Raw genomic sequence first — 13,353 nt, forward strand, 5'->3', positions numbered from 1 at the left:
GTCGAACCCGGCAATACGCACGCCGCTTGTTCGCGGCGTGCGGCTTCACCCTTGGAGCCGACTTTCGATGAAAGCACATGCGCAACGACTCATCGCCGCGCGCCTTGGCCTCGCGCTGCTTACGCTACTGCTGGTCTCCGCGGTCGTGTTCGCCATCACCGGGCTGCTTCCCGGCGATGCCGCTCAACAGGCGCTCGGCCAGGCGGCAACCCCGGAAGCCGTCGCGGCATTGCGGCATCAGTTCGGGCTCGACCAGCCAGCGCTGCAACGCTACTTCGAGTGGCTCATTCATATTGTCAGCGGCAACTTCGGCACCTCGCTGTCAAACAATCTGCCCGTGAGCGAGTTGATCGCCACGCGCCTGCCGAATTCGCTGGTGCTGGCCGGGCTGACGGCGCTGGTCTCGGTGCCCGTGGCCTTGCTGATCGGTATTTCGTCGGCGATGTTCCGTGGTTCGCTGCTCGATCGCACGCTCAACGTGCTTACGCTGTCGACGGTGGCTGTGCCGGAGTTTCTGATCGCCACCATCGCGGTGCTGATCTTCGCCGTCAAGCTGCGCTGGCTGCCGGCGCTGTCGTATCTCTCGGAGGTCCATTCGTTCGGCGCGTTGCTGCGCATCTACGCGATGCCGGTCATGACGCTGTGCTGCGTGATCGTCGCGCAGATGGCGCGCATGACGCGAGCCGCGGTGCTCGATCAGCTCAATTCGTCGTATGTGGAAATGGCGGTGTTGAAGGGCGCGTCGCCTGCGCGCGTGGTGCTGCGGCATGTGTTGCCCAACACCATCGGCCCGATTGCCAATGCGGTGGCGTTGAGCCTGTCGTATCTGTTCGGCGGCGTGGTGATCGTGGAATCGATCTTCAACTATCCTGGCCTCGCGAGCCTGATGGTGGATGCCGTCACCAACCGTGACATGCCGCTCGTGCAAGGCTGCGTGATGGTGTTCTGCGCGGCGTATCTCGCGTTGGTGTTGATCGCCGACCTGTGTCAAATCGTATCCAATCCGAGGCTGCGTCGATGATGAGCCAACCTACCAATCCCCACGTTCCTCATGTTCCCCATGCCAGCACCGAGCTGTACGACCTGGGCCTCGATGAACCCACCGTCGAGCCGCTGGTCGTCGAGACGGCAACGCTGAAGCAGGGCCTGTTGAAACGGCTGGTGCACCGTTTCTCCGTGCTCGGCCTGATCGGCCTCGTGCTGGTGACTTTCTGGCTGATCGTCGCGTTCATCGGGCCGCTGGTTGCACCGTATAAAGGCGGAACGCTGACGTCGACGGAGATTTTCGGCCGCTATAGCGCGGCGTATCCGCTCGGCACCGACTATCTTGGCCGCGATATGTTGAGCCGGATTCTCTACGGCGCGCGCTATACGATGGGCCTCGCGCTGGCCGCTGCCGTGCTCGCCAGCTTGATCGGCACTTTCTTCGGTTTGCTTGCCGCGGTGTCCGGACGCTGGGTCGATGAAATCCTGAGCCGTCTGTTCGACGCGCTGATTTCGATTCCGAGCAAGGTGCTCGCGCTCGTGGTGATCGCCGCGTTCGGTTCGTCGATCCCGATGTTGACGACGGTTGCTGCTTTGGCCTATATCCCCGGCGCATTCCGTATTTCGCGCTCGCTTGCGGTGAACCTGATGGGTCTGGAGTACGTGCAGGTGGCGAGAGCGCGCGGCGAGGGCATCTTCTATATCGCACGCGTCGAAGTGCTGCCGAACATGATTCATCCGATGCTCGCCGATTTTGGTTTGCGCTTCGTGTTCATCGTGCTGCTGCTGAGCGGGCTGAGTTTCCTCGGCCTTGGCGTGCAGCCGCCGAATGCTGATTGGGGGTCGCTCGTGCGCGAGAACATCGGCGGTTTGTCCGAGGGCGCGCCTGCCGTTCTGATGCCGGCCGTTGCGATTGCGACGCTGACCATCGGCATGAATCTGCTGATCGACAACTTGCGGCGCCGTGGCCGTAGCCATGGAGGTGCATGATGGCTGATCGGGACATGATTGAAGTGAAGGGGCTGCGGGTCGTCGCCGGTGCGGCGCCGGGGCCGGTGACGGAGATCGTCAAGGGCGTCGATTTTTCGGTGAAGAAGGGCGAGGTGCTGGCGCTGATCGGCGAGTCGGGCTCGGGTAAGACGACCATCGCGTTGTCGTTGCTCGGTTATGCGCGGGCAGGATGTTCGATCAGCAGTGGCTCGGTGCGCGTCGGCGAGGTGGATGTGCTGTCGCTCGATGCCAAGGGCCGTCGCGCACTGCGGGCACGGACTGTGGCGTATGTCGCGCAGAGTGCGTCGGCAGGGTTCAACCCGGCGCGCACGATCATGGATCAGGTGACCGAGCCGGCATTGCTGCATCACTTGATGACGAAAGACGCGGCGCGTGCGAAAGCGATCGACCTGTTCCGCGCGTTGGCGCTGCCCGCGCCGGAAACGATCGGTGAGCGTTATCCGCACCAGGTGTCCGGCGGCCAGTTGCAGCGCTTGATGGCTGCAATGGCGTTGATCACGGATCCGGCGGTGGTGGTGTTCGACGAGCCGACCACCGCGCTCGATGTCACCACGCAGATCGAAGTACTCGCGGCGTTCAAGAAAGTGATCCGCGAACTCGGCACGACCGCCGTGTACGTGTCGCATGATCTGGCTGTGGTCGCGCAGATGGCGGACCGCATCGTCGTGCTGAATGGCGGCGCGGTGAAGGAGAACGGCGTGGTCGCGCAAGTGCTCGATGCGCCGGTGGATGCTTATACGCGTCAACTGCTCGCCGCTACGCGCCGTCCGGAAGCGGAGCTGGAGACTCCGAAGAATCTCGGCAAGCACATCCCGCCGCTGCTCGAAATTCGCGGACTCTCGGCGGGTTACGGACGTATCGATCGCTTCGGCAATCCCGCCGTGCGCGTGCTCGACGACGTCAGTTTGTCGATTCCGCGCGGCAGCACGCTCGGCGTGATCGGCGAATCCGGCTCCGGCAAGACGACGCTCGCGCGCGTGGTGGCCGGTCTTGTCGACCGCGCGGGCGGCGAAGTGTTGTTCGACGGCAAGCCGTTGCCCGCACAACTCTCGCGCCGCACGCCGGAGCAGTATCGCCAGATCCAGATCGTGTTTCAGAACGCCGATACGGCGCTGAACCCGAGTCATTCCATCGCCGATATCCTGGGCCGTCCGCTCGCGTTCTATCACCATCTGAGTGGCTCGGCTGCGAAGAAACGCATGCTGGAACTGCTCGATCTGGTGAAGCTGCCGGCTTCGATTGCCACGCGCACGCCTGCCGGACTGTCCGGCGGCCAGAAGCAGCGTGTGAATCTGGCGCGCGCGCTTGCGGCAGATCCCGCGTTGATCCTCTGCGACGAAGTGACCTCCGCGCTCGATACGGTGGTCGGTGCGGCGATCCTCGACCTGCTGGCCGAATTGCGCCGTGAACTCGGCGTGTCTTACATGTTCATCAGCCACGACATCTCGACCGTGCGCGCCATCTGCGACGAAGTGATCGTGCTGTACGCGGGGCATCGCGTGGAAGCCGGGCAACGCGATGTGCTTGCAGCGCCGCCGTATCACCCGTACACGGAATTGCTGGTGGATTCGGTGCCTGCTTTGAAACCGGGCTGGCTCGATGCGCGTCGCGAGATCGGTTGTGCCACGTTGCCGGCGATGGGTGAGAGCGCGGATATTCCCGAGTTGTGCGCGTTCCGCGCGCGCTGCCCGGTGCGTATCGACGGTATGTGCAATATGACGCCGCCGTCCTTGAAGAAACTACCTTCGGGCGCGGAGATTCTTTGCCATCATCCGGCCGCCGAGTTGAATCGCTTGCAGACCGAAGAGGTGGCCCCGGTATGAACGGACGATTTGTGCGGCTCGCGGAGACGGGCCGCAAGACGTTTTCGATTACCGTAGACGGCGTCGAGCGCGAGGCCGCCGAGGGCGACACGTTGATGGTTGCCTTGCTGACCGGCGTGAGCACGTTGCGCGATTCCGAATTCGGCGATGGCCGCCGGGCCGGTTTCTGTTTGATGGGCGCGTGCCAGGATTGCTGGGTCTGGACCGCGCAAGGCGAACGCATGCGGGCGTGCAGTACGCCTGCGGCGCCGGGTATGTCGATCGTGACCAAGCTGGCCGAAGCTGCGGAGGGTGTATGGCCCCGCGTGTAGTGATCATCGGCACCGGGCCGGCGGGCGTGCGTGCTGCACAGGCGCTGGTCGAAGCGGGGCTGCGGCCGACAGTCATCGATGAAGGGCGGCGCGACGGTGGCCAGATCTATCGGCGGCAACCGGAAGGGTTTTCGCGCAGCTACGAGACGTTGTACGGCACCGAGGCTGAGCGCGCTGCTTCGTTGCATCAAAGCTTCGATGCGCTGAAGGGCAAGATCGATTATCTGCCGGAGACACTGGTCTGGAATATCTCGCCGAACACCGTGCATCTGGCAAGCGGCACGCATTACCAGACGCTAACGTTCGATTCCCTGATTGTTTGCAGCGGCGCGACGGACCGGCTGATGCCGGTCAAGGGCTGGCACCAGGCCGGCACGTATAGCCTCGGCGGCGCGCAGGTTGCGCTGAAATCGCAGGGCTGCGCGATCGGCTCGCGCATCGTGATGATGGGCAGCGGGCCGCTGCTGTATCTCGTGACCGCGCAATACGTGAAGGCGGGTGCACAAGTGGCCGCAGTGCTCGATACGTCGACGTTCATGCAGCGTGTGGCTGCGCTGCCGCGTTTGCTGGCGATTCCCGCCGCGCTCAAAAAGGGGATTGCGTTGACGCGTGTGTTGGCAAAGGCTCGCGTGCCGGTTCATCGCGGCGTGCAACCTTTGGAGATCAAAGGCTCGCCGCTGGACGGCGTAAGCGGCGTCCTGGTTGCTTTGGCCGACGGCGAGCTTTTAGAGCTGGCATGCGATGCCGTCGCGCTCGGTTATCACCTGCGTCCGGAGACTCAGCTTGCGGACCTCGCGGGGTGTCGCTTCCTGTTCGACGACAACACGCAGCAGTGGCTTCCGCAAATCGACGACGACGGCCGTAGCAGCGTCAAGGGCGTCTACCTGGCGGGCGATGGCGCAAGAGTGCGCGGTGCGGATGCAGCCGAACGTTCGGGGCGCCTCGCGGCTTTGGCGGCGTTGCGCGATCGCGGCATGCAGGTCGGAGGCGTCGAGCAGTTGCGCGCCGAACTCGCGCGTTTCACGCGTTTCGCCGCGGGCCTGCGGGAAGCCTTTCCGTGGCCAGCGAAATTCGCTGCGTCCTTGCCGGATGAAACGATCGTCTGCCGCTGTGAAGCGATTACAGCCGGCGAGCTGCGCCGTGTGGTGCACGCGACCGGCGCGCAGGAAGCCAATCGCGCGAAGGCGTTTTCGCGCGTCGGCATGGGCCGCTGCCAGGGGCGCTATTGCGGCCACGCAGGCGCTGAGATCATTGCTGCAGCGGCTTGTGTGCCGTTGTCCTCAGTCGGACGGCTGCGCGGTCAGGCGCCGGTCAAACCGCTACCTGTGGCGCTTACCGAAGAGGTGGACGAATGAGCGCGACGACCCGCAACGAAGCCGATGTCATCGTGATCGGCGGCGGCATCATGGGGACGACGACCGCCTTCTTCCTGCGTCAGCGCAAGCGTTCGGTGATCCTGCTCGAACGTGGACTTACGGGGCAGCAGGCGAGCGGCGTGAACTTCGGCGGCATCCGCCGGCAGGGTCGCGCGCTGCCGCAACTGGCAATGGCGAATCGCGCGCTGCGCACATGGCAACGCTCCACGGAACTGCTCGGCGAGGACATCGAGTTTCTGGCGTCGTGCCACACACGCGTGTGCTACCACCAGAAAGACGTGGAGAATTTCGATCAATATGCGATCGACGCCCGCGCTTATGGTCTCGACCTCAACGTGCTGCACGGCGACGTCATGTTCCAACGCTTTCCGTTTCTCGGACGCGAGGTGCTGGCGGCATCGATTTCGCCACTCGATGGCCACGCCAATCCGCGTCTCGCTGCACCTGCGTTTGGTCGTGCGGCCGCGCGGCTCGGTGCCCAGGTGATCGAGAACACCGAGATCGTGCGCGTCGAAAAAGACGGTGAGCGGTTTCGCGTGGAGAGCGCAGGCGGCGACGTGTATTGGGCCGGGCAACTCGTGATTTGCGCGGGCGCCTGGGCGAGCCGTCTCACCGAACAGTTCGGCGAACCCGTTCCGCTCGTCGCCAGTGGACCGCAGATGGCCGTGACCGAGCCGGTGCCGTATGTGTTCAAGTCGTCGATGGGTGTGTTCACATCGATCAAGGAAGAGAGCATCTATTTCCGCCAGATTCCGCGCGGCAACATCATTCTCGGCGGCGGTCCCGCTGGGCCGGCGGATGCTGTGACGTGCCGCGCATCGGTCCTGCCGCGCAACACCGTTCGGCAAGTCGCACAGTTGCGGCGGCTCGTGCCCGCGATGGCGCCGCTGCATGTGATTCGCGTGTGGAGCGGCGTGGAAAGTTATCTGCCCGACGGCGAACCGGTGATCGGCCCGAGCAGCAAGGTCGATGGTCTTTACTACGCATTCGGTTTTTGCGGGTCCGGTTTCCAGATCGGTCCTGGTGTTGGCGAGACGCTGGCCGAGCTCGTCGATACAGGTAGTACGGACATTCCCCTCGGCGTGTTTTCCGTCACCCGGTTCGCGAAGCAAGCCGCGCCCCGCTCGACTATCGCGACGTCATGAAACAGTCCATCAGCCTCAATGCCGCCCGGGCGTTTATCGAAGCCCATTTCGACGAACCGGTGACGCTCGCGCAACTCGCCGCGCTGTCCGCGCTCAGCGTGTCGCGCTTTGCGACGGTGTTTCGTCAGCAGTATGGTTCGTCGCCTTATCGCTATCTCTGCGGGCTGCGGATTCAGCGGGCGCAGACTCTGTTGCTCGAAGGTGTGCCGGGATCGGTCGTTGCCACCGAGGTGGGATTCTTCGATCAAAGCCACTTTGGCCGGCATTTCAAACGATGCTGCGGGATGACGCCCAGCATGTTCATCGCGCGCGCCGGCGCGAATGCGGCAAAACACGGTGGCGTGGTTCAAGCTACTGCGCCGCGTTCAGCTTCCGCCATAACGTCGTCTTGCTGATGCCGAGCGCCTGGCAAACCGCATCGCGATCGCCGTCGCAGGCGGCGAGCGCGGCGCGGATTTCGTCTGCTTCCACGTGACGGCTGCGTTCGCGTAACGTTAGCGCTGCTTTCTTCGTGCGCGCTTGAGGTTGCTCGAAGATTTCAGGCGCGACGGTGCGCAGTACCTCACGTGTAAAGAGGGTTTCTGCTGCGTCGTTTGAATCCGTGTCCACGTCTGCATCTGCCAGTTCAACCGCAATCCGTTCAATCACGTTCTGTAGTTCACGCACGTTGCCCGGCCACGTGTAACGCTTTAACGGCTCGCTGAGACTAGCGAGGACGCGCCTCGCCGCATCCGCATCGGGCAGACGAGCCGCCAGTCTCGGCTCACGCGACGCCGCCTGCAGCAACAATTCGACCGCGAGCGGCAGCAGATCGGTTGGCCGCTCGCGCAGCGGCGGCAGCGCGATGCTCAGAATGTTGAGCCGGTAGTAAAGGTCCGCGCGAAAACTGCCCGCCTCGATCCCTTCAGTCAACGCACGATGCGTCGCCGCGACGACCCGGATGTCCACTCGCGTCGGCTCAGTCGAACCGAGCCGCACGACTTCACGTTCCTGCAGCACACGCAATAACCGACTCTGCAACGACAGCGGCATCTCGGCGATTTCATCGAGAAACAGCGTCCCGCGGTGCGCCACCTCGATCAGCCCCGCCTTGCCGCCTTTGCGTGCACCGGTGAACGCGCCTTCCTCATAACCGAACAACTCGCTCTCGAGCAACGCCTCAGGAAACGCGCCGCAATTGATGGCGACGAAGGCGAAGTCGCGCCGCGCGCTCAACTGATGCATGCTCTGCGCGACCATCTCCTTGCCGGTGCCGCTTTCGCCGAGAATCAGCACGGTGGCGTCCGATTTCGCGTAGCGCTGCACGAGCGTGCGGACCCGTTCGATCGAATCGGATACGCCGACGATATCGCCAAGCTGATAACGCGCGCTGAACTGCTGCACGCGCTGGCGCGAGCGCAACGTGCGGTCGAGCCGTTCGACCGCGCGCGATTCCTGAAACGTCAGCACGGTGCCTGCCGCCGAGCTGCTGCTCGCGAGCGGCCCGCGATGTACGACGTAGCTCGCGCCACGTACCGTGCAGAACGTGTCGCCGTCCGAGTCCGGCAAGCTGCCGGCGAGATCCGGCGCGAGCTCGAGCAGCGCCCGGCCCACTGCCTGTGCCGCATCGATGCCGAGCACGCTGGCAAGGCGCTGGTTCATCGCTTCGACGCGCCCTTGCGCATCGAGCGCGACGACGCCGTCGCGCAGATGCTGCAGCAGATTGTCGAGCCGTTGACGCCGAACTGTTTCGCGGCGAGTGGCCTGTGCGACTTCGAGTGCGGTATCGAACGCGGCGCGTACCGAGGCGCGTGAGTACAGAAACACCGCGCCCATGCCGGCGTTCGCCGCAAGATCGGCGATGAGCCCCGGGCCGACCACGGCCTGGATGCCGCGATCGCGCAGATCGAGAACGACGCTCTCCGCATCCTGCGCCGACTGATACGACGCGAATGTCACATCGATGCCGTACGCGGCGATGAAGCGCCGCACTTCGTCTGGCGTGTCGCCGTGCGTGACGAGTGCGACCCTGGCGCCGTCGCGCCGCGCTCGCGCAAGCGCGTGCATCACGTCGAAGCCGGTTGGGCCGATCAGCACGACCGGTACGCTGACACGCGTTTTCAGATACGCGCCGTTGGAGCCGCCGGCAATCACGACATCCGGACGCCCGGCACCGACCGCGTCGATCTCATGCACGGCGTCTTCGAAGCCATGCGAGACGATGCGCAGATCGGCGCGTTCGACGTACTCGCCGGCAATGTCGAAGAACAGATCGCGCAGGCGGCTGATGCTGACGGCCCAGATGCGGGGGCGTTGCGCGGGGTCGAAGGGGGGCGTGCTCACGGCGGGGGCTCGTTGTCTGGAGAGAGAGGCGGGAAGGACGAGAGGTTCGCCTATTATGCACCTGTCGTTTTCGAATTTGAAATCTTCGATTTCACTTATGAAATCAGGCGGCGAGGTGGCCAGGACATGATTTTTTGTTAAATCAGGCACTTAGCGGCGTGCGTTCCGCATGGCCCATTCTTTGCGTTATAGCCTCCGTTTTCACCGGTTACCGCATCGAAACCCTGAAAGACAAGCTCGGCGCGCTGATTGCCGCACGAACGCAACCCCGCAATTGGAGACGAAATGATGAGTGAAGCCGATAACAGCACGCCGAACGCAGGCGCCTTCAAACCGAAGAAATCCGTCGCCCTGTCTGGCGTGACGGCTGGCAACACTGCCCTTTGCACGGTCGGCAAGACCGGCAACGATCTGCACTACCGCGGCTACGACATTCTCGACATCGCCGGTGCATGCGAATTCGAAGAAATCGCGTATCTGCTGGTCCACGAAAAGCTGCCGACGCAGGCTGAACTGACCGCGTACAAGACCAAGCTCAAGGCGCTGCGCGGTTTACCCGCGAACGTCAAAGCCGCGCTGGAATGGATTCCGGCCGCTGCTCACCCGATGGATGTGATGCGCACCGGCGTGTCGGTGCTCGGCACGGTGCTGCCCGAGAAGGACGACCACAACCTGTCGGGCGCACGCGACATCGCCGACAAGCTGATGGCTTCGCTCGGTTCGATGCTGCTGTACTGGTACCACTACTCGCGCAACGGCAAGCGCATCGAAGTCGAAACCGATGACGATTCGATCGGCGGTCACTTCCTGCACCTGCTGCACGGTGTGGAACCGTCGAAGGCATGGGTCGATGCGATGCATGTGTCGCTGAACCTGTACGCCGAGCATGAATTCAACGCGTCGACGTTCACCGGCCGTGTGATCGCCGGTACGGGTTCGGACATCTACTCGGCGATTACCGGTGCAATCGGTGCGCTGCGCGGCCCGAAACACGGCGGCGCGAACGAAGCCGCGTTCGAGATCCAGTCGCGCTATCAGACGCCTGATGAGGCCGAAGCCGATATCCGCCGTCGTGTCGAAAACAAGGAAGTGGTGATCGGCTTCGGTCACCCGGTGTACACGATTTCCGACCCCCGCAACAAGGTCATCAAGGAAGTCGCGAAGAAGCTGTCGAAGGAAGCGGGCAACCTGAAGCTGTTCAATATCGCCGAGCGACTTGAAACAGTGATGGCAGATGTGAAGAAGATGTTCCCGAATCTCGACTGGTTCAGCGCGGTCTCGTATCACATGATGGGCGTGCCCACGGCGATGTTCACGCCGCTGTTCGTGATCGCCCGCACGGCAGGCTGGAGCGCGCACATCATCGAGCAGCGGATCGATAACAAGATCATTCGTCCAAGCGCAAATTACACCGGTCCCGACGATCTGCCCTTCGTGCCGCTGGCCAAACGCGTCTAAGCCTGTAAGCGCAAAGCCGCAAGCGTTTCTCCTCCATTGCGTCTCGTGAGAGCGGCGTAATGAAGTTTGGCCTTGGCTCGCTGGAACCCCCGAGCCAAGGCTGTTTTTTTGCGGGGCGGCGTGCGGTACGTTGTGCGGCGCATCAACGAAACACGCAGCAAGCCGGCGCGCCACCGCGAGCTAAACTACACAGACTGTCCGATTGATACGCGAGCGTTGCGCCGTCTGAAAGAGGGGCAGCGGATTGTGAAGCACGGCTGCCGCCATCGTCCCCGGATCATTATTGTTTTGTCCCCTACGCCATGAATACTGCCAACCGCAAACGCCTTCCCGGCACCCAACTGGATTTCTTCGACACGCGTGCCGCCGTCGATGCAATCCAGCCCGGCGCCTATGACAAGCTGCCGTACACCTCGCGCGTGCTGGCCGAAAACCTCGTGCGCCGCTGCGATCCGGTGACGCTGACGGCTTCGCTCAAGCAGATTATCGAACGCAAGCGCGAGCTGGATTTTCCGTGGTTCCCGGCGCGCGTGGTGTGTCATGACATTCTCGGCCAGACCGCTCTGGTCGACCTCGCTGGTCTGCGCGATGCGATTGCATTACAAGGCGGCGATCCCGCGATGGTCAACCCGGTCGTGCCGACGCAGCTCGTAGTGGATCACTCGCTGGCCGTCGAGTGCGGCGGTTTCGATCCGGATGCGTTCGCGAAGAACCGCGCCATTGAAGATCGCCGCAATGAAGACCGCTTCGACTTCATCAACTGGACCAAGCGCGCGTTCAAGAACGTCGACGTGATTCCGCCGGGTAACGGCATCCTGCATCAGATCAACCTCGAGCGCATGAGCCCGGTTGTGCAGGTGAAAGACGGCGTGGCCTTCCCCGATACGCTGGTCGGCACCGACTCGCATACGCCGATGGTGGATGCGCTCGGTGTGATCGCAATCGGCGTGGGCGGTCTTGAAGCGGAAAGCGTGATGCTGGGCCGCGCGTCTTATATGCGGCTGCCGGATATCGTCGGTGTGGAACTCACGGGCAAGCCGGCTGAGGGCATTACCGCGACCGACGTCGTGCTCTCGCTCACCGAATTCCTGCGTAAGGAAAAAGTGGTCGGCGCGTACCTCGAGTTCTACGGAGCAGGCACGGCCAACCTGACGCTCGGCGATCGCGCGACCATCGCCAACATGGCGCCCGAATTCGGCGCGACGGCGGCGATGTTCTACATCGACGAGCAGACCATCAAGTACCTCAAGCTCACCGGCCGCGACGACGAACTCGTCAAGCTGGTCGAGACCTACGCGAAGGAAACCGGCCTGTGGGGCGATACGCTGAAGCACGCCGAGTATGAGCGCGTGCTGACGTTCGATCTGTCTACCGTGGTGCGCACGCTGGCGGGGCCGTCGAACCCGCATCGTCGTTTGCCGGTTTCCGAACTGGCCGCGCGTGGGATCAGCGGCAAGGTAGAGAACGAGCCGGGCCTCATGCCGGACGGTGCGGTGATCATCGCTGCGATCACGAGTTGCACGAACACCAACAATCCGCGCAACATGATCGCCGCCGGTTTGCTGGCGCGTAACGCCAATCAACGCGGATTGACTCGCAAGCCGTGGGCGAAGACGTCGCTTGCGCCGGGATCGAAGGCGGTCACGCTGTATCTGGAAGAGGCGGGCCTGTTGCCGGAACTGGAGCAACTGGGCTTCGGCGTGGTCGCGTATGCGTGCACGTCGTGCAACGGCATGTCGGGTGCGTTGGATCCGGTGATCCAGAAGGAAATCGTCGATCGCGATCTGTATGCGACGGCCGTGCTGTCCGGCAACCGGAACTTCGACGGCCGTATTCATCCGTACGCGAAGCAGGCCTTCCTCGCTTCGCCGCCTCTGGTGGTGGCTTACGCGATTGCCGGGACGATCCGCTTCGACATCGAGAAGGATGTGCTTGGCGTCGACGCTGACGGCAACGAGATCAAGCTGAAGGACATCTGGCCGTCGGATGAAGAGATCGACGCGATCGTCGCTTCGAGCGTGAAGCCGGAGCAGTTCCGCAAAGTGTATGAGCCGATGTTCGCGGTCTCCGTCGATACGGGTGAGAAGGCTGATCCGCTGTACGACTGGCGTCCGATGAGCACGTACATTCGCCGTCCGCCGTATTGGGAAGGCGCGCTTGCCGGTGAGCGCACGCTTACCGGTATGCGTCCGCTTGCCGTGCTGGGCGACAACATCACGACCGACCACCTGTCGCCGTCGAATGCGATTCTGGCGGACAGTGCGTCCGGCGAGTACCTCGCCAAGATGGGCTTGCCGGAAGAGGACTTCAATTCGTACGCAACGCACCGTGGCGATCACCTGACCGCGCAGCGCGCCACCTTCGCGAATCCGACGCTGAAGAACGAGATGGTGCTGGAAGACGGCAAGGTGAAGGCGGGTTCGTTGGCGCGCATCGAGCCTGAGGGCAAGGTGACGCGCATGTGGGAAGCAATCGAAACCTACATGGAGCGCAAGCAGCCGCTGATCGTGATTGCCGGTGCTGACTACGGCCAGGGTTCGTCGCGCGACTGGGCAGCGAAGGGTGTGCGTCTTGCTGGCGCGGAAGCGATTGTTGCGGAAGGGTTCGAGCGGATTCACCGCACGAATCTGGTGGGCATGGGCGTGTTGCCGCTGGAATTCAAGCCTGGCGTGAATCGTCTTACGCTCGCAATCGACGGCACCGAAACCTTCGACGTGATCGGCGAACGCAAACCGCGCGCCGACCTCACGCTCGTGATTCATCGCAAGAACGGTGAGCGCGTGGAGGTGCCGGTGACGTGCCGCCTGGACACGGCGGAAGAGGTGTCGATCTACGAAGCCGGCGGCGTGTTGCAACGCTTCGCTCAGGACTTTCTCGAATCGACGAAGGCAGCGGCTTAAGGCTTTTGAGCTTCTCTCATCAG

The 13,353-nt window shown here is 63.2% G+C and carries 10 protein-coding genes; 9 read left to right on the forward strand and 1 reads right to left on the reverse strand.

The features are described 5' to 3' along the window. Nucleotides 1-67 precede the first annotated feature (67 nt). Genes M0D64_RS23420 through M0D64_RS23450 form a run of 7 tightly spaced genes read left to right on the forward strand, consistent with a single transcriptional unit; the run spans nucleotide 68 to nucleotide 7,045 of the window. Entirely contained in the window at nucleotides 68-1,021 is a 954-nt protein-coding gene (locus M0D64_RS23420; protein ID WP_097394290.1) for an ABC transporter permease, read from the forward strand. Further along, nucleotides 1,018-1,974 (forward strand): ABC transporter permease, encoded by a 957-nt coding sequence (locus M0D64_RS23425; protein ID WP_154562429.1) that lies wholly within the window; start codon nucleotides 1,018-1,020, stop codon nucleotides 1,972-1,974. The genes M0D64_RS23420 and M0D64_RS23425 overlap by 4 nt, the downstream gene beginning before the upstream one ends. Next, nucleotides 1,974-3,818 carry an ABC transporter ATP-binding protein gene (locus tag M0D64_RS23430; protein WP_266238656.1) on the forward strand — a complete coding sequence of 615 codons (1,845 nt, stop codon included), beginning with the start codon at nucleotides 1,974-1,976 and terminating at the stop codon, nucleotides 3,816-3,818. Before M0D64_RS23425 ends, M0D64_RS23430 begins: the two co-directional genes overlap by 1 nt. Beyond that, a complete protein-coding gene (locus M0D64_RS23435; protein WP_154562425.1) occupies nucleotides 3,815-4,129 on the forward strand; it encodes a (2Fe-2S)-binding protein in 315 nt (104 codons plus the stop codon). Before M0D64_RS23430 ends, M0D64_RS23435 begins: the two co-directional genes overlap by 4 nt. Then, nucleotides 4,114-5,484, forward strand: a complete 1,371-nt coding sequence (locus M0D64_RS23440) for an NAD(P)/FAD-dependent oxidoreductase (protein WP_266259450.1) — start codon at nucleotides 4,114-4,116, stop codon at nucleotides 5,482-5,484. Before M0D64_RS23435 ends, M0D64_RS23440 begins: the two co-directional genes overlap by 16 nt. Then, a complete protein-coding gene (locus M0D64_RS23445) occupies nucleotides 5,481-6,650 on the forward strand; it encodes an FAD-binding oxidoreductase (RefSeq protein ID WP_266259451.1) in 1,170 nt (389 codons plus the stop codon). The genes M0D64_RS23440 and M0D64_RS23445 overlap by 4 nt, the downstream gene beginning before the upstream one ends. After that, nucleotides 6,647-7,045, forward strand: a complete 399-nt coding sequence (locus M0D64_RS23450) for an AraC family transcriptional regulator (protein WP_266259452.1) — start codon at nucleotides 6,647-6,649, stop codon at nucleotides 7,043-7,045. Before M0D64_RS23445 ends, M0D64_RS23450 begins: the two co-directional genes overlap by 4 nt. On the opposite strand, the gene prpR is transcribed toward M0D64_RS23450, so the two are convergent. Then, nucleotides 7,002-8,972: a propionate catabolism operon regulatory protein PrpR gene (prpR, locus tag M0D64_RS23455; RefSeq protein ID WP_266259453.1), complete on the reverse strand. Its 1,971-nt coding sequence runs from the start codon at nucleotides 8,970-8,972 to the stop codon at nucleotides 7,002-7,004. The two genes, M0D64_RS23450 and prpR, sit on opposite strands and share 44 nt — an antisense overlap. A 288-nt stretch (nucleotides 8,973-9,260) precedes the next feature. Here prpR and prpC point away from each other — a divergent pair, with 288 nt between their 5' ends. Both prpC and acnD read left to right on the forward strand, forming a co-directional pair. Then, nucleotides 9,261-10,430 (forward strand): 2-methylcitrate synthase, encoded by a 1,170-nt coding sequence (prpC, locus tag M0D64_RS23460; protein WP_266259454.1) that lies wholly within the window; start codon nucleotides 9,261-9,263, stop codon nucleotides 10,428-10,430. 302 nt (nucleotides 10,431-10,732) lie between these two features. Beyond that, the gene (gene acnD / locus M0D64_RS23465) at nucleotides 10,733-13,330 is read left to right on the forward strand and encodes a Fe/S-dependent 2-methylisocitrate dehydratase AcnD (protein ID WP_154567817.1); all 2,598 of its coding nucleotides are present in this window, start codon (nucleotides 10,733-10,735) and stop codon (nucleotides 13,328-13,330) included. Nucleotides 13,331-13,353: the final 23 nt, after the last annotated feature.

The organism is Paraburkholderia sp. WS6, assembly GCF_030464835.1.
Classification (GTDB): domain Bacteria; phylum Pseudomonadota; class Gammaproteobacteria; order Burkholderiales; family Burkholderiaceae; genus Paraburkholderia; species Paraburkholderia madseniana.